The 22490-nt window shown below is 67.6% G+C and carries 23 protein-coding genes; 9 read left to right on the top strand and 14 right to left on the bottom strand.

What is annotated here, in order from left to right; all coding sequences use genetic code 11:
- Positions 1–103: 103 nt before the first annotated feature.
- From ABIC44_RS16555 to ABIC44_RS16585, 7 genes are all read right to left on the bottom strand, one after another.
- The gene (locus ABIC44_RS16555; protein ID WP_354296617.1) at positions 104–688 is read right to left on the bottom strand and encodes an ABC-type transport auxiliary lipoprotein family protein; all 585 of its coding nucleotides are present in this window, start codon (positions 686–688) and stop codon (positions 104–106) included.
- 20 nt (positions 689–708) lie between these two features.
- Positions 709–1671: an MlaD family protein gene (locus ABIC44_RS16560; RefSeq protein ID WP_307100754.1), complete on the bottom strand. Its 963-nt coding sequence runs from the start codon at positions 1669–1671 to the stop codon at positions 709–711.
- Positions 1671–2588, bottom strand: coding sequence for an ABC transporter ATP-binding protein (locus ABIC44_RS16565; RefSeq protein ID WP_307100756.1), 918 nt, complete (start codon positions 2586–2588; stop codon positions 1671–1673). Before ABIC44_RS16565 ends, ABIC44_RS16560 begins: the two co-directional genes overlap by 1 nt.
- Positions 2588–3694 carry an ABC transporter permease gene (locus ABIC44_RS16570; RefSeq protein ID WP_307100758.1) on the bottom strand — a complete coding sequence of 369 codons (1107 nt, stop codon included), beginning with the start codon at positions 3692–3694 and terminating at the stop codon, positions 2588–2590. The genes ABIC44_RS16565 and ABIC44_RS16570 overlap by 1 nt, the downstream gene beginning before the upstream one ends.
- A 97-nt stretch (positions 3695–3791) precedes the next feature.
- Positions 3792–4997, bottom strand: coding sequence for a DUF445 domain-containing protein (locus ABIC44_RS16575; protein ID WP_354296628.1), 1206 nt, complete (start codon positions 4995–4997; stop codon positions 3792–3794).
- A 159-nt stretch (positions 4998–5156) separates the two neighbouring features.
- Positions 5157–8360 carry an efflux RND transporter permease subunit gene (locus ABIC44_RS16580; protein ID WP_354296618.1) on the bottom strand — a complete coding sequence of 1068 codons (3204 nt, stop codon included), beginning with the start codon at positions 8358–8360 and terminating at the stop codon, positions 5157–5159.
- Position 8361: 1 nt separating this feature from the next.
- Positions 8362–9540 carry an efflux RND transporter periplasmic adaptor subunit gene (locus ABIC44_RS16585; RefSeq protein ID WP_309704120.1) on the bottom strand — a complete coding sequence of 393 codons (1179 nt, stop codon included), beginning with the start codon at positions 9538–9540 and terminating at the stop codon, positions 8362–8364.
- A gap of 214 nt (positions 9541–9754) precedes the next feature.
- Between ABIC44_RS16585 and ABIC44_RS16590 the strand changes: the two genes are divergently transcribed.
- A complete protein-coding gene (locus ABIC44_RS16590) occupies positions 9755–10498 on the top strand; it encodes an SIMPL domain-containing protein (RefSeq protein WP_354296619.1) in 744 nt (247 codons plus the stop codon).
- Between the two features lie 147 nt (positions 10499–10645).
- Here ABIC44_RS16590 and ABIC44_RS16595 read toward each other — a convergent pair whose 3' ends face one another.
- From ABIC44_RS16595 to ABIC44_RS16605, 3 genes are all read right to left on the bottom strand, one after another.
- A complete protein-coding gene (locus ABIC44_RS16595; RefSeq protein WP_042483991.1) occupies positions 10646–10903 on the bottom strand; it encodes a GlsB/YeaQ/YmgE family stress response membrane protein in 258 nt (85 codons plus the stop codon).
- Between the two features lie 106 nt (positions 10904–11009).
- The gene (gene sciP, locus ABIC44_RS16600) at positions 11010–11309 is read right to left on the bottom strand and encodes a CtrA inhibitor SciP (protein WP_307104629.1); all 300 of its coding nucleotides are present in this window, start codon (positions 11307–11309) and stop codon (positions 11010–11012) included.
- A gap of 96 nt (positions 11310–11405) precedes the next feature.
- The gene (locus ABIC44_RS16605) at positions 11406–11636 is read right to left on the bottom strand and encodes a hypothetical protein (protein ID WP_307100764.1); all 231 of its coding nucleotides are present in this window, start codon (positions 11634–11636) and stop codon (positions 11406–11408) included.
- Between the two features lie 173 nt (positions 11637–11809).
- Here ABIC44_RS16605 and mnmA point away from each other — a divergent pair, with 173 nt between their 5' ends.
- The 6 genes from mnmA to ABIC44_RS16635 all read left to right on the top strand — a co-directional run bounded on the left by mnmA (position 11810) and on the right by ABIC44_RS16635 (position 17002).
- Positions 11810–12907 (top strand): tRNA 2-thiouridine(34) synthase MnmA, encoded by a 1098-nt coding sequence (gene mnmA, locus ABIC44_RS16610; protein ID WP_354296629.1) that lies wholly within the window; start codon positions 11810–11812, stop codon positions 12905–12907.
- A 15-nt stretch (positions 12908–12922) separates the two neighbouring features.
- Complete coding sequence (locus ABIC44_RS16615) at positions 12923–13195, top strand: UvrB/UvrC motif-containing protein (RefSeq protein ID WP_354296620.1); 273 nt, start codon at positions 12923–12925, stop codon at positions 13193–13195.
- Between the two features lie 129 nt (positions 13196–13324).
- Entirely contained in the window at positions 13325–14569 is a 1245-nt protein-coding gene (locus ABIC44_RS16620; RefSeq protein WP_307100769.1) for a putative DNA modification/repair radical SAM protein, read from the top strand.
- A gap of 67 nt (positions 14570–14636) precedes the next feature.
- Positions 14637–15122: a hemerythrin domain-containing protein gene (locus ABIC44_RS16625; RefSeq protein ID WP_354296621.1), complete on the top strand. Its 486-nt coding sequence runs from the start codon at positions 14637–14639 to the stop codon at positions 15120–15122.
- Positions 15123–15169: 47 nt separating this feature from the next.
- Positions 15170–16567 carry a UdgX family uracil-DNA binding protein gene (locus ABIC44_RS16630; protein ID WP_354296622.1) on the top strand — a complete coding sequence of 466 codons (1398 nt, stop codon included), beginning with the start codon at positions 15170–15172 and terminating at the stop codon, positions 16565–16567.
- Positions 16568–16684: 117 nt separating this feature from the next.
- Positions 16685–17002 (top strand): energy transducer TonB, encoded by a 318-nt coding sequence (locus ABIC44_RS16635; RefSeq protein ID WP_354296630.1) that lies wholly within the window; start codon positions 16685–16687, stop codon positions 17000–17002.
- Between the two features lie 19 nt (positions 17003–17021).
- Here the strand turns inward: ABIC44_RS16635 and ABIC44_RS16640 are convergent, their stop codons facing one another.
- Positions 17022–17819 carry an aldo/keto reductase gene (locus tag ABIC44_RS16640; protein WP_354296623.1) on the bottom strand — a complete coding sequence of 266 codons (798 nt, stop codon included), beginning with the start codon at positions 17817–17819 and terminating at the stop codon, positions 17022–17024.
- 74 nt (positions 17820–17893) lie between these two features.
- Here ABIC44_RS16640 and ABIC44_RS16645 point away from each other — a divergent pair, with 74 nt between their 5' ends.
- A complete protein-coding gene (locus ABIC44_RS16645) occupies positions 17894–18529 on the top strand; it encodes a DedA family protein (protein ID WP_307100779.1) in 636 nt (211 codons plus the stop codon).
- On the opposite strand, the gene ABIC44_RS16650 is transcribed toward ABIC44_RS16645, so the two are convergent.
- Complete coding sequence (locus ABIC44_RS16650) at positions 18484–19899, bottom strand: hypothetical protein (RefSeq protein WP_354296624.1); 1416 nt, start codon at positions 19897–19899, stop codon at positions 18484–18486. The genes ABIC44_RS16645 and ABIC44_RS16650 overlap by 46 nt on opposite strands.
- Positions 19900–19961: 62 nt before the next feature.
- Entirely contained in the window at positions 19962–20438 is a 477-nt protein-coding gene (locus ABIC44_RS16655) for an Lrp/AsnC family transcriptional regulator (protein ID WP_354296625.1), read from the bottom strand.
- Between the two features lie 127 nt (positions 20439–20565).
- Between ABIC44_RS16655 and ABIC44_RS16660 the strand changes: the two genes are divergently transcribed.
- Positions 20566–21630, top strand: a complete 1065-nt coding sequence (locus ABIC44_RS16660; protein WP_354296626.1) for a Glu/Leu/Phe/Val family dehydrogenase — start codon at positions 20566–20568, stop codon at positions 21628–21630.
- Positions 21631–21665: 35 nt separating this feature from the next.
- On the opposite strand, the gene ABIC44_RS16665 is transcribed toward ABIC44_RS16660, so the two are convergent.
- On the bottom strand, positions 21666–22490 hold an 825-nt coding region (locus ABIC44_RS16665), incomplete at its 5' end, for a biotin/lipoyl-containing protein (protein ID WP_354296627.1).

The following is a 22490-nucleotide window of genomic DNA, read 5'->3' on the forward strand; positions in this document are numbered from 1 at the left end:
CCCTGAAGGAGAGGGGTGGGTCCACCCCAGGTCCATGCGCTCTTGCCCACAGGGCCGGGGGGCTGCGGTTGTCCTGCAATATTCTCCCTTGTCGCGGGGAGGATTACCGTCCCACCCAGTCCGCGACCTGCTGCGCCACCTGGTTCGCGGCCTGGTTCAGCGCGGGGCCGACGCTGGTGCTGTCGATCTTGCCGACCGGAACGCGCGCCTCGAATCGGCGCTTTTCGACCGTGGTCTGGCCTTCGCGGACAAGCGCGGCGTCATACACCACCACGGCATCGCGCCGGGTCGCGTCCAGGCCGAACTGGCGCAATTCCCCGCCCAGCCGATCGCCGGGATCGGCCACCGACTCGCGCGCGGACAGCACCACGCGGCCCATCCGCGCAGTCAGCGTATCGGCCATCAGCCGCGCGAACAGCCGCGCGGGCGGCTCGGCCCATTGCGCGTCCTTCACATAGGCGATGCTGGTCGCATTCTCCTGCACCGGCACCCGCGGGGTCGCCAGTTCCTGCGGCGCGGCCGGCACCTGGACGGTGATCGACTTGCCTCGCCCCGAATCCTGCGTCTGTCCCACGGTCGGCTGCGACTGCGCCTGCAGGGTCAGCAGCGAGGGCGGCGGCTTGGCACCGAAGCTGATGCAGCCCGCCAGGGGAAGCGATGCCATCAGAACGATCAGCGGAGTCTTCATGACGGTCCTCATCGGCTTCCTCACTTGCCCTTATAGTCCGGCAGCTGGGGCTGCCCGATCAGCGACCCTGCGCCCTGCTGGTCGACCTTTTCGGCGACCGCCGACAGCGACTGGGTCATCACGCGCAAGTCGCGCACCAGACGATCGACCTCGGGCACGGTCTGCTTCGAGAAGGTCTGCAACCCCGGCCGCGCATCGCCGATCGCCGAATTCAGCGTATCGGCGCTCTTCTGGGCCGACGCGATCGCCTTGTTCAGATTGACCATGGTCGGCTTGACGTCCTCGGCGAGCAGGCCGTTGGTCGTCGCCGCTAGCTGGCCAATCGACTGCGCCGCATCGCCCGCCTGCTGGATCGCCACGCGCGTCTGCGCCAGCGTCGCCGCGATCTCCGGCCCGCGATCGGCCAATGCATCGGTCAGGCGGTTGGTGTTGTCGAGGATGCCCGCGATCGACGCCTGGTTGCGATCCGACAAGAGGCCGGTCAGCCGCTCGGTCAGCGTCGACAGCCGTTCGAGCAGCTGCGGCGCGGAGTTCAGGATCGCGCCGATACCGCCCTGCTTGGTCGGGATGACCGGCACGTCATAGGGGCAGACGGTCCGGTTTTCGGGCGTCGGGCAGGTGATCGGCGGTGCGCCCTTGCGCGCGCCATCGAGCGAGATGGTGCTGGTGCCGGTGAAGCTGGCCGAGATCGACGCGGTCGTCCCCTGAAGGATCGGCGTCTGGTCGTTGACCGCGACCCGCACCCGCACGAATTGCGGATCGGGCCGCCACAGCGCGATTTCCTTCACCTGGCCCGAGGGCACGCCCGAATAGGTGACCGCCGAGCCCTTGGCCAGGCCGTCCACCGACTGGCGGAAGAAGATGTCATATTCCTTCTCCGACGTGCCGCCCAGCCGGGCGATCCAGACGGTGAAGATCGCCAGCACTGCGAGCAGGATCAGCACGACAGAGCCGACAAGGACGTGGTTCGAACGGGTTTCCATCAGCGTGTCCCTGCTTCGCCTCTCGCATGGGCATCGGCCCCACTGCCCTGGCTATGCTGGCCGGTGGCGTGGGCTTCGACTTCGGTGGGGTGGCGTGCGGCGTCCGCATCCGCCGAACGGGGCGTCATGTCGGCGATCTCGTCCTTGGCGGCGATGGCGGCGCGGCCGCGCGGCCCCTTGAAATATTCCTCGATCCACGGATGGTCGAGCGCGATCAGTTCGTCGATCGTGCCGACCGCGATGACCTTCTTGTCCGCCAGCACCGCCACGCGGTCGCAAATGGCATAGAGGGTGTCGAGGTCATGGGTGATGAGGAAAACGGTCAGCCCCAGCGTCTTCTGGAGCGACTTGATCAACTGGTCGAACGCCGCTGCGCCGATCGGGTCGAGGCCTGCGGTCGGCTCGTCGAGGAAAAGCAGCTCGGGGTCGAGCGCCAGCGCGCGCGCCAGCCCGGCCCGCTTCTTCATGCCGCCCGACAGCTCGGCGGGATATTTGGGCCCCGCATCGGCGGGCAGGCCGGTCATCACCACCTTGTAGGAGGCGATCTCGTCCATCAGCGCCTGGGGCAGCTCGCGATAGAATTCGCGCAACGGCACCGCGACATTCTCCGCCACGGTCAGCGTCGAGAACAGCGCGCCCCCCTGGAACAGCACGCCCCAGCGCTTGCGGACCTCGGTCGCCTCGGTCGCCTCGCGCCCGATGGTCGGTTCGCCGAACACGGTGATCTCGCCGGTATCGGGGGTCTGGAGCCCGATGATCGAGCGCATCAGCACCGACTTGCCGGTGCCCGACCCGCCGACCACGCCCAGAATCTCGCCCTTGCGGACGTCCAGGTCCAGGCCGTCATGGATGACCTGCTCGCCGAAGCTGTTGCGCAGGCCCCGAACCTGGATCAGATGCTCGTCCCGTTCGGCCATCAGTCCCATCCGATCCAGGTGAAGAAGACCGCGAAGAACGCGTCGAGCACGATCACCAGGAAGATCGCCTGCACCACCGCCGCGGTGGTGCGCAGGCCGACCTGCTCGGCATCCGACTTGACCTGCATCCCCTGGAAACAGCCCGCGATCGCGATGATCGCCCCGAAGACGGGGGCCTTGATCAGCCCGACATACAGGTCGGTGATCGGCACCACTTCGCGGATACGCGCGATGAAGGTGACGGGCGGGATGCCCAGCGACACCGCCGCCAGGAAACAGCCGCCGATCATCGCGATCAGCGAGGCATAGAAGCCGAGCAGCGGCATCAGGGTGATCGCCGCCAGGGCCCGCGGCACGACCAGCGATTCCATCGGCGACACGCCGATGACCCGCATCGCATCGATCTCCTCGGTCAGCTTCATCGTGCCGATCTGCGCGGCGAAGGCCGAGCCCGACCTCCCTGCGACCATGATCGCGGTCATCAGCACGCCCAGTTCGCGCAAGGTGAGGCGGCCGACCAGGTTGATCGTGAAGACCTCCGCGCCGAACTGGCGAAGCTGCACCGCCCCCTGCTGCGCGATGACGATGCCGATCAGGAAGCTCATCAGGCCGATGATCGCCAGCGCCGAGACGCCGACCGTTTCGAACTCGTGCACCACCGCGTTGAAGCGGAAGCGGCGCGGATGGCGGATCACCGCCAGACCCGCGATCACCGTCGCGCCCATGAAGCCGAGCAGGCCGTACAGCGTCTGGAACGCCGCCACCACGGCATCGCCGACCTCGCCCGCGACGCGCGCAAAGGGGCTGATCGGTTTGGGCCGCATCGCCACCGGCTGATCCGCCTCGACCACCTTGTCGATCAGGTGGCGCTGGTCGTCGCTCAGCCCCTCGATCCGGGCGTCGTTGCGCGCGGCGAAGCGGTGGACCAGCCACGCGCCCACCGTGTCGATCCGGTCCACCCGCGACAGGTCGAGGCGGCGGACCGAGGCGTCCTCGCGATCCAGCCGTTCGGGCAGGTCGCCCAGCATCGCCAGCGACAGGCTGCCGGTGAAGCGCAGGGCCCCTCCGTCGGCCGGGTCGTGCTGATAATCGGCCTTGGCGTTCATCACCTGCCTCTTTGCGGGAAAGCGGGGGCATCGACAAGGCGCTTCCGCCTCGCGACGAATCGATCCCGCGCCTTAATTATACGGATAGGTGACGTTTTCAAAGCAGCCTGTCCACGACATGAAGGACCAGGCCGACGCTGCCGCCGACCAGCGTGCCGTTGATCCGGATATATTGCAGGTCGCGGCCGACCGCATTTTCCAGTCGGGTGGTGATCGTGTCGGCATCCCATCCACGCACCGTCTCCGACACCAGCCGGACGATCCCGTCGCCGTAATCGGCGGCCACACCCACCGCCGCGCGCCGGACGAAGCGGTTGATCGTCGCCGCCAGCCGGGGATCGGCCTGCAAGGTCTGCCCCAATTGCCGCAGCGCATCGCCCAACCGCCCCGCCGTCACCGCCTCCGGATCGCGCGCCAGCCGCAGCAACGCCTCCCGCGCCTGTTCCCACAGCCCGTCCAGCCAGCGCTGCATCGCCGGATTGGCGATCAGTTCGGCCTTCATCGCCTCGACCCGCGCGCGCGTGTCGGGATCATATTGCAGGTCCCAGGCGAGGCGGTCGAGCCCCTCCTCGATCTTCTGGCGGAGCGGATGCTCGCGATCCTCGGCGACGTCGTTCAGCAGCTTGTACAGGCCGTCGATCAGCTTGTCGGCCAGCGTCTCGTCCAGCCCGGTCCAGCGCAGGATCGCCCCGGCCCGCTCATGCACCATCGCGCGCAGGATCGGTTCGTTCGACTCCAGCGCGCCCGCCGCCCAGCGCAGCCCTGAGTCCATCAGCGGCAGATGCCGCCCCTCGGCGATCGTCGCTTTCAGCAACTGGCCCAGGATCGGCGCCACCTCGGTCGCGCGCAGCCGAGATCCGATCCCCGCCTTGACCATGCCCCCCAGCCGCTGCGGATCGAAGGCGGTCAGCATCTCGGCGAACAGACGCGACGCCCCGCGCCGGATCCGCCCGCTTTCCTGCGGCGGCTGCGCCAGCCAGCGCCCCGCCGCGCCCGCCACGTCGACGCGGCTCATCCGGCGCGCGACGACGCGGGGGATCAGGAAATTGGTGCGCAGGAAATTGGCGAGCGTGTCGCCGATCCGATCCTTGTTGCGCGGCACGATCGCGGTATGCGGGATGGGCAGGCCGAGCGGATGGCGGAACAGCGCCGTCACCGCGAACCAGTCGGCCAGCCCGCCGACCATTGCCGCCTCGGCAAAGGCGCGAACGAAACCCCAGGCGGGATGCAGCGGCTGAAAGGTGCGCGCGATCAGGAACAGCGCCGCCATCGACAGCAACAATCCGGTCGCCACCACCCGCATCTTTCGCAGGGCGGGCGGAACGGGCTGGCTACCCCCCGGTCGCGCGTTCAGGTCCATCGATCATGACAATTCGTGAACGGCGGCTTTGTTCAAGCAGAATCTTTCCCAAGCGTAACGAAACCACCCATTGCTCCCCTGCAAGGGGAGCAATTCACCGCGTCACTCCGCCGGATCGTAGCCCAGCTTGCCCGTCGCAGGGGGCAGCGCGGGGCCGCCCGCGGGCCCCTCGATCACCGGCCCGCCCCGCTCGTCGCCGGGGGTGTAGGTCAGCAGGCGTCGGCCGAGGCGCGGCCCGATCCAGCGCTCCGCCCCCACCGCCAGGCTGAACGCCGCGGGCACGATCAACAGGGTCAGGATGGTCGACAGCGCCAGCCCGCCGATCACCGTCACGCCCATCGGGCTGCGCCACGATCCGTCGCCGCCCAGCGACAGCGCGGTCGGGACCATGCCCGCGACCATCGCCACCGTGGTCATCACGATCGGCTGCGCGCGCTTGTGGCCCGCATCCAGCACCGCCTCGCGGATCGGCACACCCTTGGCGATCTCCTCCAGCGCGAAGTCGATCAGCAGGATCGAGTTCTTGGCGACGATGCCGAGCAGCATCAGCAGCCCGATATAGACCGGCAGCGAGAGCGGATTGCCGGTGAAATACAGCGCCAGCAACCCGCCCAGCGGCGCGAGCAGCAGCGAGGCCATGTTGACGAAGGGCGGCAGGAAGCGGCGATAGAGCAGCACCAGCACCGCAAAGACCATGAACACCGCCGAGATGATGGCCGTGAAGAAATTGGTCATCATCTCGTTCTGCATCTTGGCCTGGCCCAGCACCATCTCGCTGACACCCATGGGCAGGGTCTTCATGACAGGCAGGTCGTGGACCTTCTTCATCGCGTCGCCGCTGACGACGCCCTTGGCCAGGTCGGCGCCGACCGTCACCTGCCGCCGCTGGTTCACGCGGTCGATCTGGGTCGGGCCCGCGCCCAGCCCGATGTCCGCCACGACACTCAGGGGAACCGAGCCGCCGGTCTGGGTCTGGACCGGCAGGTTCTGGATGGTCGACAGGCGGGCGCGGGCATTCTGGTCCAGCGCGACGCGGATCGGCACCTGGCGATCGGACAGCGAGAAGCGGGCCGAATTCTGGTCGATATCGCCCAGCGTCGCGATGCGGATCGCGCTCGACAGCGCCTGTGTCGTCACGCCCAGATTGGCCGCGAGGTCGAGGCGCGGGCGGATGACGATTTCGGGCCGGTCGAGATTGCCGACGATACGCGGCGCGACCAGGCCGGGCACGGTCCCCATCTGCTCGACGATCTTGTTGGCGGTATCGCGCAGCACCGCCGGATCGTCGCCGCCCAGCGTGATGGTCAGGTCGCGGCCGCTCGATCCCCAGCCGAACTGCGACTGGAAGGACACGCGCGCATCGGGGATCGCCGCCAGCTCGGGCGCCAGCGACCGCTCGAAGTCGGTGCTCTTCATCGAGCGATCCTCCTTCAGCGTCGCGACCACGCGGCCATTGCCGACGCTGGTGCGCGAATAGACCGATTCGACATCGGGCTGCTTCTTCAGGAACGCGGCGACGCGGCGGACGACCTGGTCGGTCTGGGCCAGCGTCGTGCCCGGCACCATCTCGACCTTGGCGACCGCCTGGTCATTGTCCTGTGGCGGCTGGAAGGTCTTGGGGATGACCGCGAACATCACGACGGTCAGCGCGAAGGCGGCAAAGCCGATGCCGATCACCCACAGGCGATGGTCGCGGAACCGCCCGAAGAAACGCCGCACGACCCCGCGCCGCACGCCGTCGGTCGGCCGGTCATAGCGCAGCGACCAGCGCAGCGTCGCCATATAGGCGTCCATCAGCCGCCCCTCGCCATGGCTGGCATGGCCCGCCGACTTCAGGAAATAGGCCGCGATCATCGGGGTGATCATGCGCGCCACCGCCAGGCTCATGAGGACCGAGACGACGACGGTCAGGCCGAAATTCTTGAAATACTGGCCCGGCACGCCCGGCATGATCGACACCGGCAGGAACACCGCGACGATCGCCATGGTGGTGCCCAGCACGGCCAGGCCGATCTCGTCCGCCGCGTCGATCGACGCCTGATAGGCGGATTTGCCCATGCGCATATGGCGCACGATATTCTCGATCTCCACAATGGCGTCGTCGACCAGCACGCCCGCCACCAGGCTGAGCGCCAGCAGCGTCATCTGGTTCAGCGTGAAGTCCAGCAGGTCCATGACCCAGAAGGTCGGGATCGCCGACAGCGGGATCGCCAGCGCAGAGATCACTGTCGCGCGCCAGTCGCGCAGGAACAGGAACACGACGATCACCGCCAGCACCGCGCCCTCGATCATCGCATGGATGGCGCTTTCATATTGCTGCTCGGTATATTTCACGCTGTTCGAGCGGAGGACGAACTTCACCTCCGGATTGCGCTTTTCCAGCGCCTTCAGCTTCTCGACCGCGCCATTATAGACGCTGACGTCCGAGGCGCCCTTGGCACGCTGGAAGTCGAAGCTGATGACCTGCCGTCCGTCGACCGCCGCCTGCGAGCGCCGCTCGGCATAAAGGTCGCGCACCGTCGCGATGTCGGCCAGCCGCACGGTCCGCCCGCCGCGCACGTTGATCTGGCTCTGGCCCAGGTCATAGGCGTTGCGCGCATTGCCCAGCACGCGGACCGCCTGCTCGGTCCCGGCGATCTCGGCGCGACCACCGGCGGCGTTCAGGTTGGTCATGCGCAGCTGTGCGTTGACCTCGCTGGCGGTCAGCCCCTGCGCCTGGAGCTTCAGCGGGTCGAGGATCACGCGGATCTCGCGCGTCACGCCGCCGTTGCGGATGACCTTGGACAGGCCCGGAACCGACAACAGCTCCTTGGTGACATTGTTGTCGATATACCAGCTGAGCTGTTCGGGCGTCATGTTGGACGCGACCGCCGAATAGCTGGCCAGGTCGTTATCGGTCGAATCGACGCGGATCACCTGCGGCTCGAGGATGCCGTCGGGCAGCATCGAGCGGATCTGGGTGATCGCGTCGCGCGCATCGCTGACCGCGCGGTCGATCGGCGTGCCGATATCGAGCTGGACCAGCGTCTGCGACTGGCCCTCGGTCACGGTCGAGGTGATCTGGTCGACGCCCTGGAGGTTCCGCAACGCCGCCTCGACCCGCTGGGTGACCTGCGTCTCCAGCTCGGTCGGTGCCGCACCCGGCTGGCTGACGACGACCACGACGATCGGGAAGTCGATGTCGGGATCGTTGTTCACGTCCATCCGCATGAAGCTGACGATCCCCGCCAGCGTCAGCGCGACGAACAGGACGATTGGCGGAACGGGGTTCCGGATCGCCCAGGCGGAGATGTTGCGGAAACTCATGTCACTTGGCCTCCGGGCCGCCGAGGATCGGATGGACGAGCTGGCCCGCCGCCAGGAAGCCGCCCGCCGAGCGAACCACCCGCTCATTGCCGGTCAGGCCCGAGGCAATGGTCACGCCATCGTCGGACACCTGCCCGATCTTGATGTCGCGCCGGGCGACCTTGTTGTCCGACCCCACGATATACACGAAGCTACCCTTGTCGTCGCTCTGGATCGCCGAGTCCGGCAGGACGGGGGCATGGCCCGCGCCGCCGCGGATCGTCGCCGCCGCAAAGCCGCCGGGACGCAGCGCGGGGTCATAGGCCAGCGCGATGCGCGCCACGCCCTGCCGCGTCTGCGGATCGATGACCGGCGAAACCTGCCACACCTCGCCCTTGAAGGTCTTGTCGCCGCCGACCGGGGTGACGGTGGCGGGCGCCCCGACGGCCAGGCCGACCAGATCGGCCTCCGCCAGCTGCGCGCGCAGCTCCATCTGGCCGCCCATCGCCATGCGGAAGAGGACGCCCGAGCCCGAGCTGACGATCTGGCCCGGCTCGGCGGCGCGGGTCAGGATCAGCCCTTCGGCGGGCGCACGGATGTCGAGGCGGCCGTTGCGCGCCTGCGCTTCCCGGAACGTCGCCTGCGCGGCGCGGACGCGCGCGGCGGCGGCGTCGCGGGTGGCGGCGCGGCGCTGAAGATCGGCCTTGGAGATGAAGCCGCGATCGACCAGCTGCTGCGCGCGATCCAGCTCGGCCTGCGCGATCTGCTGATCCGACTGGGCGACCGCGACCTGCGCGTTGAGCGCTGAGGCGGTCTGGGTCTGGACCGAGCGATCGACGGTCGCCAGCACCTGGCCCGCGCGGACCCACTGGCCCGGTTCGACCAGGACGCGGGTGATCATGCCCCCCTCGCCCGCGACGCCGACCGGCATCTCGCGACGCGCGGCCAGCGTGCCGGTGGCCGAGACCACCCGGCTGACCGCCTGCTGCCCCGGCACGACGACGGTGATGTTGGGCACCTGCGTCCCCGCACCGGCGGCGGAGGCCGCCTCATGCTTCTTGCCGCCGAGCATGTACCAGCCGCCCAGCGCCAGCACGATCACCACCAGGGCGATGGCGATCCAGCGCCCACGCCGCGCGGGTGCCGGTCCCTCCAGCCCCAGATGCCGGCCGCCACCGATCGCCCCCGTCTCGTAATTCATGTTCGTCACCGATCCCCGATCCGCATCCTTCGTACGCATTTCACCGTTGGGATGCGCCATGACTCGCTGTGTTATAGAAATATATCACCATGCTCAAGCGTCTTTGCGCGATACTGGATCAAGATGGCTCAAGAATGATTCCGGCGCGTTCATCGCACGTTTTGCCGAGCTTCGCCAAAGCTTTGCCAGCTTCAACCTGCATCAACGGGAGATGATGATGAACAAAATTCTGCTTGCCGCCGCACTGGCGCCCGCCGCGCTGATTCCGGGGGCCGCCTGGGCCCAGAGCGCGCCCGCGCCGACCACGGTCGAGCCGCTCGTCCCGGCGGCGGGCGCGGTCCTCGACGTCTCGGCCGAGGGGCGGACGAGCCGCGTCCCCGACCTGGCGACGATCCGCGCGGGCGTGGTCAGCCAGGGCGCGACTGCCGCCGCCGCGCTGTCCGACAATGCGCAGCGCATGGCGCGCGTGCTGGCGGCGGTGAAGCGCGCCGGGGTCGCCGATCGCGACATCCAGACCGCGACCGTCCAGTTGCAGCCGCAATATCGCTATGGCGAGAATGTCCCGCCGACCATCACCGGCTATCAGGCGACCAACACGCTCAGCATCCGTTTCCGCGACATCGCCAAATCGGGCAGCGTCCTCGACGCGCTGGTCGCGCAGGGCGCCAACCAGATTGACGGGCCCAACCTGTCGATCGACAATCCCGACGCCGCGCTGAACGAGGCGCGCACCGATGCCATCCAGAAAGCCCGTGCGCGTGCCGAGCTTTATGCCAAGGCGGCGGGGCTGCGGGTCGCGCGGATCGTGTCGATCACCGAGAATGGCCAGGATGCGGGCGGCCCCGAGCGCCCGATGATGATGCAGGCGATGGCGCGCGACGCGGTGGCCAAGACCAGCATCGCCCCCGGCGAGCGCGACGTGACGGTCAATGTCTCGGTCCGCTTCCTGCTGAACTGAACGGACGACGCCCCCATGGCCGATCGGCTTGGGGGCGTCGCTCATTCCGCCGGGACGATCCCGGCGGCAAAAACATATTGTGATACGAGAAGGGCCGCCCGGTCGCCCGGACGGCCCATTCGTTCAATCGCCCTTTGTGGGGAGCGATTAACGCACCCGGCCGCGACGGACCAGGTTCACGATCGCCAGCAGGACGACAGCGCCCAGCAGCGAAACCAGGAACGACGTCAGCGTCAGTCCGGCATTGTTGATCGAACCGCCCGCAAAGATCAGGCCGCCGATGAACGCACCGACCACACCGACGACGATGTTCAGGAAGATGCCCTGCTGGGCATCGGTACGCATGATGATGCTAGCCAGCCAGCCGATGACACCACCGACGATAAGCCACAGGATAATACCCATTGTCTTTCCCTCCGTTGGGCCCGCAAGCGGGACACGGGGTTTAGACGTGCGAATGGCGTTACTTGTTCCGTACCCGTATCATCAACTCGACGCAAAAATCGATTTGTCAATATTTCTGCTGGCGTTCGTAAAGGGTGCGATAATGCTGGATGCGGGTCACGCGCAGGCCCGGCATGCCTGACCGGTCGATCGCGCGCTGCCACCCCGCAAATTCCTCGACCGACAGGCCATAGCGGTCGCACACTTCATCGACCGACAGCAATCCGCCATTGACGGCCGCCACCACCTCCGCCTTGCGGCGGACCACCCAGCGGGTCGTGCTGGCCGGCGGCAAGGTTTCGAGCGTCAGCGGTTCGCCGAGCGGCCCGATTACCTTGGCAGGGCGGATCTTCTGGTTCTCGATCATCATGCAACCTCGTCGGGGCTCCCTACCCCATATCGTCTACCAGGGAATGGGTAACACAGGCCGTTGAACACGGCTTAAAACCAACCGGTTAATTCTTCATTTACCCTGACTCCATTCGGCAAGAGCCCGTGCCATCGCCCCGTTGAACGCCCCGTCCAGCGGGGCGAACAGCGCCGGATCGACTGGCTCGCGGGTAAAGCCCGCCTGCACCGCGGCCGTATGACTGGCCGCCTGCCGCGCGGTCGCGCCGACCATCAGCACCGCCAGATCGGGCGGCAACACCGTCAGTTCGGTATCCCGATCGAATCTGTTGAAGCTGAGATCCAAAAGCGCCATCCATATTGTGGGTCGGCCCTCCTGTTACTGGACGGGTATGAAAGCCGGGTAAAGGCCCATCGCATTGGCCCCGTTTTTCAGGCCCCTGTCACCCCTTTCCCCATCGGTTGCCCCGATTTTTTGCATGCCCGGCCGGAAAGGCGTATGGGAGCGCGATGGAGCAGATGGTGGATTTCCAGCTTGGGGGCGATCCCCGGGCGCGTCGGATCGTGGTGGCGATGTCGGGCGGGGTCGACAGTTCGGTCGTCGCCGCGCTGGCCCATGCCACGGGGGCCGAGACGATCGGCGTCACCCTCCAACTCTACGATCATGGCGAGGCGGTGGGCCGCGCCGGGGCCTGTTGCGCAGGCCGCGACATCCGCGACGCGCGCGCGGTGTGCGACCGGCTGGGCATCGCGCATTATGTCTTTGACCATGAGAACAGCTTCCGCACCCAGGTGGTCGATCGCTTCGCCGACGAATATCTGGCCGGGCGCACACCGATCCCTTGCGTCCAGTGCAATATGGGGCCGAAATTCACCGACCTGCTCGCCCTCGCGCGCGATCTGGGCGCCGACTGCCTGGCGACCGGCCATTATGTCCGCCGGGTCGAAGGCGCGAGCGGCGCGGAGCTGCATCGCGGGGCCGATCCGGCGCGCGACCAGAGCTATTTCCTGTTCGCCACCACCCAGGCCCAGCTGGACTTCCTGCGCTTCCCGCTCGGCGCGCTGCCCAAGTCGCGGGTGCGCGAGATCGCGGCCGAACTGGGCCTCGGCGTCGCGGCCAAGCCCGACAGCCAGGATATCTGCTTCGTCCCCGACGGCGATTATGCGGGCCTGGTCCGCAAGCTGCGCCCCGAGGCCGATACGCGCGGCGACATCGTCGACCTGTCGGGCACCAAGCTGGGCGAGCATCGCGGCCTGATCCACTATACGGTCGGCCAGCGGCGCGGGCTGGAGATCGGCGGCAGCCCCGAGCCGCTCTATGTCGTCCGGCTGGAGCCCGACACCCGGCGCGTCGTCGTCGGCCCGCGCGCGGCGCTGGCGGTGGAGGCGGCGCGGCTCAGCGCGATGAACATCCTCGGCCCGCTCGACGGCCCGCTCTTCGCCAAGGTCCGCTCGATGGCCAAGCCGGTGCCCGCGCGCATGGTCGGCGACCGGCTGGTCTTCGACGCGCCCGAATATGGCGTGTCGCCGGGGCAGGCGGCGGTGCTGTACGACGGCGACCGGGTGCTCGGCGGCGGCTGGATCGCCGAGACCGAGGCGGCACGCATCGCCGCCTGACGCGTTTATCGGATCATGACCGGGCCAAGCATCGAAGACCTCCGCCGCCAGATGGACGCCGCCGCCGAACGCCTCGACTTCGAGGAGGCGCGGGCGCTTCGCGACCGGATCAACCTGCTGCGCGGCGGGGCGGAGGATATCAGCGTCGACACCAGCGGCCTGACCCGCCAGCAACCCGGCGCGATGGGCCTGGGCACCAGCCAGTCCCGCCCCGAACGCCCCGAAGGCTGGGTGCGGCCCAAAAAGCCCGACCCGATGACCAAAGGACGCGGGCGGCGACAGGGTTGAGGGCGGGCGGGGCGGACCATCTCCAGCCTGCGCGACGTCCGCCTTCCCTCAATCCGTCAAACCGGCCGCAAGCCACCGGATCGCCCAGTTCCGCTTGTCGCGCCGCGCCCGTGAACATATATCGAACACATGGCGCAACTCGACACCCGTGAGAAGCTGGCGATCCTGGCGGATGCCGCGAAATACGATGCCTCCTGCGCCTCGTCGGGCACGTCCAAGCGCAACAGTCGCGACGGCAAGGGGATCGGCTCGACCGAGGGCATGGGCATCTGCCACGCCTATGCGCCCGATGGCCGGTGCATCTCGCTGCTCAAGATCCTGCTGACCAACAGCTGCATCTTCGACTGCCATTATTGCATCAACCGCAAATCCTCCAATGTCCGCCGCGCGCGGTTCACCGCGCAGGAGGTGGTGAACCTCACCCTCGCCTTCTATCGGCGCAATTATATCGAGGGGCTGTTCCTCTCGTCGGGCATCATCAAATCGTCCGACTATACGATGGAGCAGATCGTCGAGGTCGCGCGCAGCCTGCGCGAGGATCATGGCTTTCGCGGTTATATCCATCTGAAGACCATTCCCGATGCCGATCCCGAACTGGTGCGGCTGGCGGGGGTCCATGCCGACCGCGTGTCGATCAATGTCGAGCTGCCGACCGTGGGCGGGCTCCGCCGCCTCGCGCCCGAAAAGGATGCCGCTCGGATCGAAGGCGCGATGGCCGATGTGAAGACCGCGATCGAGGACCGGGCGGACGCCTCCAAACGCTACAAGTCCGCCCCCGGCTTCGCGCCCGCCGGCCAGTCGACGCAGATGATCGTCGGCGCCGATGCCGCCACCGACCGCGACATCGTCGGGCGCGCGGCGACGCTCTACGACCGGTTCCGCCTGCGCCGCGTCTATTATTCGGCGTTCAGCCCGATCCCCGACGCCTCCGCCGTCCTGCCGCTCCAGCGCCCGCCGCTGATGCGCGAGCACCGGCTGTACCAGTCCGACTGGCTGATGCGCTTCTACGACTATCGCCCCCATGAGGTGGCCGCCGCCGCCGACGAGGCGACGGGCATGCTGCCGCTGGACATCGATCCCAAGCTCGCCTGGGCGCTCAAATTCCGCCAGCATTTCCCGGTCGATGTGAACCGCGCCCCGCGCGAGATGCTGCTGCGCGTGCCGGGGCTGGGGGTGAAGGCGGTGGACCGGATCATCGCCACCCGCCAGTGGCGCAGGCTGCGGCTGGAGGATGTCGGGCGGTTGACCGTCTCGATCGCCAAGCTGCGCCCCTTCCTGATCGCCGAGGACTGGCGCCCGGTCGCGCTGGCCGAGCGGGCGGACCTGAAGCCGCTGGTCAAGCCGCGCGGCAAGCAGCTCGAACTCTTCGGCTGAGTGAGAGTGATTCGCGGGTGAAACGCGCGTCGCGCTTCGCCGTTGGTCGCGCGAAGGAGACAGGGCCATGGCCACCGCCGACATTTATGCCGATCTGAAGCGCGACCACGACAAGCAGCGGGAAATGCTCAAGGAACTCGCCGAGATGAAGGGCGACGGAGCCAAGCGCAAGAAGCTGTTTGAGGCGTTCCGCATCGAGATCCAGAGCCACGCCGCCGCCGAGGAGGAGTCGCTCTATGCCACCATGCTGGGCGAACCCGAACTGCGCGACGATGCACGCCATTCGGTGTCCGAGCATAAGGAGATCGACGATCTGCTCGGCGAGATGATGGACCTCGACTTCGCCTCGGACGAGTGGGAGTCCAAATTCTTCCACATGCGCCATCGCTATGAACATCATATCGACGAGGAAGAGGAAGAGATGTTCCCGGCCGCCGAAAAGGAACTGGACGACGCGACCGAGAAGAAGCTCGCCGAAATCTACGAGGAGCGCAAACCTATCGAGGCGAAGGAGGCCAAGGCCAATCCGCCGGGCGGAGACGAGCGCGATTGATCGGGAGCGACCCTCATCCTCCCCGCCACGGGGAGGATTGACGCGCGATGCGCATCATAACCCTTTCTGCTCCCGATGATTTCGACGCTTGGCGGGACGCGGCGCGTGGGCTGATCGCCGACGCCGTGCCGCCCGATCAGGTCGTCTGGCAGGTCGGCGAGCAGACCGCCGACCTGTTCGGCGCCGTCGCGGAGGAGAGGCCGACCAGTCCCGCGCCGCGCTTCACGGTCGCGCGCGGCTTCATCGACCTCGCGCGCAGCGTCATCCTGTCGAACGATCCGGAGCGTTTCGCGCTGCTCCACACCGCGCTGGACCGACTGCGGCGGCAACCCCGGCTGATCGAGGATCAGGCCGATCCGCTGGTCCGCAGGCTCGACCGGCTCGCCAAGGCGGTGCGGCGCGACATCCACAAGATGCGGGCCTTTCTGCGCTTTCGCGAGACCGAGGATGACGACGGCCCGCGCTATGTCGCCTGGTTCGAGCCCGAACATCATATCGTGCGCGCCAATGCCGCCTTCTTCGTCAACCGCTTCACGACGATGCGCTGGTCGATCCTGACGCCCGAGGTGTCGCTCCACTGGGACGGCAAGACGCTTTCGGAAGGGCCAGGCGCCAGCAAGGCCGACGCGCCCGAGGGCGATCCGACCGAGGCGGTATGGAAGACCTATTATGCCAGCATCTTCAACCCCGCGCGCGTGAAGATCGGCGCCATGTTGAAGGAGATGCCGCGCAAATACTGGAAAAACATGCCGGAAACCGCGTTGGTCCCGCAACTGATCGCAGGCGCGCAGGCACGGGAGACGGGCATGATCGACACCGCCAGGGTGGATGTACGGACCGGACGCGGCGGCAATGCGCAGGCGGCCTGGGCGGCGCTGCGCGACGAGGCGATGGGCTGCACCCGCTGTCCGCTCTACGCACCCGCCACCCAGACGGTGTTCGGCGAAGGCCCGGTGGACGCGTCCCTGATGTTCGTCGGCGAGCAGCCGGGCGACCAGGAGGACCTGGCGGGCCGCCCCTTTGTCGGTCCTGCCGGACAGGTCTTCGACCGCGCGGTGGCGGAGGCGGGGATCGACCGCGCGCGAACCTATGTCACCAACGCGGTCAAGCACTTCAAGTTCGAGCCACGCGGCAAGCGGCGTATCCACAGCTCGCCCAATGCGGGGGAGATCCAGGCATGCCGCTGGTGGGTCGAGCAGGAACGCCTGCTGATCCAGCCGCAGGTGACGGTCGCGCTGGGCGCGACGGCGGCGCGTTCGCTGTTCGGCAAGGCGATGACGATCGGGCGCGAACGGGGCAAGGCGCTGACCCTGCCCGATGGCGGAACGGCGTTCATCACCGTCCACCCCAGCTATCTGCTCCGCCTGCCCGATCCGGCGGCAAAGGAGGTGGAATATGCGCGCTTCGTGGAGGATTTGAGGTTGGCGATAGAGGCAATGGGATAGGCAAGTCCCAAATCTTTCTAGATTGCGCTTCGTGTTATTGCGTAACAGCCTACATCTCATCACAATGACTGCTGCATATTGAGATGGGAGGAATTGCAAATGTATCTGCAAATGCTTATGATTTCGGGATCTTTGGAGAATGCTACTCCACCAAAGCCTGCCGCAAGACAGGACGGCTCTATTGGCGCTTTCTTTTACCCACCTGAAGCGGTCGCAAGACGCGAGGAGGGAAAGACCATCGTGACCATTCACGTCACCGCAAAGGGCAAAGTTGACGCGTGCAGTGTCGCAACGAGTAGCGGATCCGCCAGCCTCGACAAAGCAAGTTGCGACTTCGTTCGCCAAGTCAGATTTGATCCTGCTCGCGACGAGACAGGCAAAGCGGTTGACGGCAGCACCCAATTCCCGATGAATTGGCACCTTCCCAAGAAATAGCGCACATAAAGCTCGGCGTTTACATATTGCGCGGGTCCGGCCCGATCCGCCCCTCGGCATCGTCCAGCGCGTCGATCGCGGCCATGTCCTCGTCGTCCAGCGTCAGTTCGGTCGCGGCGAAATTGTCCGCCATGTGCGCCGCATCCGCCGCCTTGGGGATCACCGACAGGCCATGCGCCAGATGCCAGGCGAGCACCACCTGCGCGGCAGAGCGGCCATGCTTGTCCGCAATGGCGACGATCTCGGGCGTCTTCAGCAATTCGCCGCCTTGCCCCAGCGGGCTCCAGCTCTGGGTCACGATACCCCTGGCCTGATGATAGGCGCGCGCCTCGCGCTGCTGGAAGCGGGGGTGGAGTTCGATCTGGTTGACCGCGGGCACCACGCCCGTCGCCGCGATGATGCGGTCGAGATGCTCGGGGAGGAAGTTCGACACGCCGATCAACCTGGCCTTGCCCGCTTCGCGAAGCGCGATCAGGCTTTGCCATGCCTCGACATAGGCGTCCTCGGCGGGGACCGGCCAGTGGATCAGATAGAGGTCGACCGCCTCGACGCCGAGCAGCGCCAGGCTCTCGTCCAGCGCCGCTTCGGCATCGCGGTGGCGGTCGTTCCACAGCTTGGTGGTCAGGAACACGTCCGCATCGCGAAGGCCGTCGCCCACGCCGCGCTCATTGCCATAAAGGGCGGCGGTGTCGACTAGGCGATAGCCGGTATCGAGCCCGCGCCGCACCACCAGCGCGACCTGCGAATCCGGGATCTGATAGGTGCCCAGCCCGATTTGCGGCATGGTGCGATCATCGTTCAGGGTCAACATCGTCATGCGTCCCAAACCGGCCGCACGCCCATGCGGTTCCGATTGACCCTGCCCCGCCAATCGCGCAAGTCGCTGGCCCCATGGTCGAACAACTTCTTTCCGCACTGGCGAGCTTCGCCATCTGGGTCATCTCGTCGGGCGGCTATCTGGGCATCATGCTGCTGATGGCGATCGAGAGCGCGTGCATTCCGCTGCCCTCCGAGATCATCATGCCCTTTGCCGGCTATCTGGTGTCGACCGGCCAGTTCAACCTCTATCTCGCCGCGACGGCGGGGGCGCTGGGGTGCAATCTGGGTTCGATCGTCGCCTATGAGATCGGCAAGCGCGGCGGGCGGCCGGTCGCGGAGCGCTGGGGCAAGTATCTGCTGATCGGGCCGGGCGAGCTGGACGCGGCGGACCGGTTCTTCGCGCGTTACGGCTCGATCGCGGTGATGATCGGGCGGCTATTGCCGGTGATCCGCACCTTCATCGCCTTTCCGGCGGGGGTGGCGCGGATGCCGCTCGTGCCGTTCCACCTCTATACCTTCCTCGGCAGCTGGCCCTTCTGCCTGGTCCTCGCGATCGTCGGGCGCGAGCTGGGCGAGAAATGGGATTCCGACCCGCGCGTGAAGGCGTTCTTCCACCGGGCCGATCTGGCGATCGGAATCGTGCTGGTTCTGCTGGTCGGCTTCTATGTCTGGCACCGGGTGCGCGGGCTGAAGCGCGCGCAGGACTGAACCAGCCACAGGGCGAGCGGGATCGTGACCGCCGCCCATAGATAAAGGCCGTTCCAGCTCGTCCATCCCCACCATTCGGAGGGGATGGTGCGCAGGTCGCCGAAGCGGAACCGCAGCTGGATCACCGCCTGCCACCAGGCCCAGCGATAGCCGGGCGGCGCGAAGATCTCCGCCGCCGCGATGGTCAGGTTGATCGCGACCGAACCGATCAGCAGCACCGCCAGCCCGACGCGCTGCCATCCGGCCCGCGCCATCGCCCAGACGGGTGCCAGCCCCAGCGCCGCCACGCCCGCCAGCGGCATCGCATGGCGCGGCCCGGTGGCATTGCCGCCGTCCCAATAGACATAGGCCGCGTTGACCAGCAGCGCGACGACCGCCACCCCGGCCGCCGCCAGGGCGATCCCGCGCGTCGCCCGCTCCTCCCCCAGCCGCCACAGGCCGACCGGCGCGACCAGCAGCACCGGCGCCACCCAGAACAGCCCGCGCGTCGGCCCGACCAGAATCTCGCGCAGCACCGCCAGGCGCGGCACGGTCAGCCCGAACAGCCCCTGGTTCATCCCCTCGAACCCGACCACGCCCGAATAGCCGATGCGGAACAGCGTCCCGAAGGCGAAGAGATTATAGGCGGCAAGTGGCAACAGCCCCGCCACCCCCGCGACGATCAGCGGCAGCAGCGCCCTGGGCGTCGCGCGATACTTCCACACCGCCCACAGCCCGATGACCGATCCCGCCAGCACCGCCTGATACTCGACCACCACCGCCCAGCCGAGCGCCAGCCCCGCCATCGCCATCCACCGCCCGCCACCACGCGCGACACCGGCCAGAGCGATGACGAACAACGCCGCGACCGCCGCATGGCCCAGCAAGGTGGTGGAATAGCCCCAGATCGGCGTCCCCAGCGCATAGCCCAGCGCCGCGAACAGCGCCGCCCCCGCGCCGCCGGTCAGCGTCAGCGCCAGATCGAACAGCAGCACCGCCGCGATGGCGGTGAGCAGCGCCGATCCGGTCGCCGCCGCCACCCGCGTACGCAGCTTCAGATAGGCGACGAAGCCGGGGTCGACCGAGCTCGGTATATGCCGCCCCGCGTGGTCGCCGGTGACCAAGTCGGTGATCGCCACGGCGGGCAAGGCCATCAGGGTCATGCCCGGTGCCTTGTCGAGATAGGCATGGGTGCCGAACTGCGCCTTGTCGATGGTCAGCGGCGCGAAGGGATCGATGGTCGCGGTGCCGTTCTCGACCATGCGGATCGCGGCGAACAGCCGGGTCGCGTTGTTGGGGTTGAATTCCCACGACCCGAACCAGGCACCGCTCAGCCAGACCAGCAGGAACAGGCCGATCCGAATCCTCCCCAAGCCCCGCGTCCGCGCCATATCGTCTCCGCCGCCTGTCGTAACCGGGCGGTATCGGGGCTGCGCGTGTCGAGCAAGCGCCCTTACGATCCGGGCCCGATCGGCAGCGAGGTGGTCGACTTGATCTCCGACAGCGCGACGGTGGAGTTGATTTCCTGCACCCCCGGCAGGTTGGACAGCCGCTCGAAGAACAGCCGTTCATAGGATTCGATGTCGGCCGCCACGATGCGTAGCATGAAGTCGACCGCCCCCATCAGCACATGGCATTCCATCACCTCGGGCACTTCGCGGATCGCGGCGGCGAACTCGTCCAGATTGGCGCGGCCATGCGCGTTGAGCTTCACCTGCGCGAAGATCTGCGCCTTCAGCCCGACCTTCGCCCGGTCGACCAGCGCGACGCGCCGCTTGATGATCCCCTCCCGCTCCAGCCGATCGATCCGGCGCCAGCAGGGCGAGGCCGACAGGCCGACCGCCTCGGCGATGGCGGCGGTGGACAGGCTGGCATCCTCCTGAAGCAAGGCGAGGATGCGGCGTTCCCAGATATCGAGGTCGTGCGGCATAACCATTCCGATAAATCGCCTTATCGGGTCATTTCAACCGATCTTTCGCGTCGAGACCCCCAAGATGGACCAGATACACTCGGCCGGGGCCGCTAGATTGCTTTCAACAGATCAAGGGAAGACCATCATGTCGCGCACCGCACCAGACGCCCACAGCCTGCCCCCCGAAGAGGTGGTGTCGTTCCACGACGCCGACACGGGGGCGAGCGGGGTCATCGTCCTCCACTCGACCGCGCTGGGCCCGGCGGCGGGCGGGTGCCGCGCCTGGCATTATGCCAGCGACCGCGCGGCGACCGTCGATGCGCTGCGCCTGGCCGAAGGAATGGCGCTGAAGAATGCGCTGGCCGACCTGCCCTTTGGCGGAGGCAAGGCCGTCATCCGGTTGCCGCAGGGCGATTTCGACCGGGCGGCGCTGTTCCGCGCCTTCGGACGGACGGTGCGCGAGTTGAAGGGACGCTATGTCACCGCCGAGGATGTCGGCACCTCGGTCGAGGATATGGGCATGGTCGCCCGGGAAACGCACCACGTCGCCGGGCTTCCCGCAAGCGGCGGGCGGCCGGGCGGCGATCCCTCGCCCTGGACCGCGCTGGGCGTTGCACAGGCGATGCAGGTCGCGGTCCGACACCGGCTGGGCGCGGAACTGTCCGACGTGACCGTCGCGGTGCAGGGGCTGGGGCATGTCGGCTATGCGCTGTGCGAATTGCTGCATGAAATGGGTGCGCGGCTGATCGTCGCCGAACCGCGCAGCGAGGTGGCGGCGCGCGCCGCCGATCGCTTCGGCGCGATGGTGATGAGCAGCCGCGCGCTGCTGTCCGCGCGGATCGATGTGCTGGCACCTTGCGCGCTGGGGGCAGTGCTCGATGCCGAAACCGTGGCGGGTCTGCGCGCCAGCGTGGTGTGCGGCGCGGCGAACAACCAGCTGGCCAGCGAGGACATGGCCGACCGGCTGGCCGAGCGCGACATCCTCTATGCCCCCGACTTCCTGGTCAATGCCGGGGGGATCATCAATGTCGCGGGCGAATATCTCGGCTGGCGCGCGCCCGACGTACGCAAGCGGGTACAGGGCATCGCGCTGCGGATGGAGGAGACGCTGGCCCGCGCGGCACGCGACGGCGCCACCCCGCATCATGCCGCCCGCGCCATCGCACAGGACCGCATCGCCCACGCCCCGCGCCAGGCGGTCGCGGCGTGACGATCGGGGGCGTCGACGGCGACGCCCCCCGAACATCATTCCAGTTCGAGGATGACCGCATCCACCGCCAGGCTGTCACCGGTCCTGGCAGTGATGGCCTTGACGGTGCCGGTCTTGGCGGCACGCAGGATGTTTTCCATCTTCATCGCCTCGACGACAGCGAGCGGCTGGCCCGCCTCGACCCTGTCGCCCTCGGCCACGTCGAGGCGGACGAGCAGGCCCGGCATCGGCGCGATCAGGAATTTGGACAGGTCAGGCGGCACCTTCTCGATCAGGTGCCGGGCGTAGGGCGCCGCGCGGGCGGGCAGGACGCGGATCATGTGGCTGGCCCCGCGCGTCGTCAGGCGAAAGCCGGTGCGGGTCCTGGCGATGCGGACGTGGAGGGTTTCGCCCCCCTCGTCCTCGACCGCGATCATCCGGTCGCCCGGCGTATAGGCGATGGCGAGGTTCAGCTCCGCACCGTCAACGCTGATCCCATCGGTCGCGACGTGGACCGCATGGTCCTTGCCCCCGATCCGCACCGTCCAGTCGGCGGGCGGTTGCAGCCGATGGCCGAGCTGGCCGTCGATCCGGCGCGCACGGTCCGCCTCGGCGGTGGCGGCGAAGGCGGCGATGGCGGCGAGGGTGCGGGTCAGGTCCGTGCTTGCGGGTGCGCCGTGGAAGCCTTCGGGATATTCCTCGGCGATGAAGCCGGTCGTGAGCGCGCCCGCGCGGAAACGCGGATGCTGCATCAGCGCGGAGACGAAGTCGATATTCGTCCCCGGCCCGACGATCTCGAACGCGTCGAGCGCGGCGATCTGCGCGTCGATCGCGGCCTCGCGGGTGGGGGCCCAGGTGACGAGCTTGGCGATCATCGGGTC

Source organism: Sphingomonas sp. 1185 (genome assembly GCF_040544655.1).
Lineage (GTDB): Bacteria > Pseudomonadota > Alphaproteobacteria > Sphingomonadales > Sphingomonadaceae > Sphingomonas.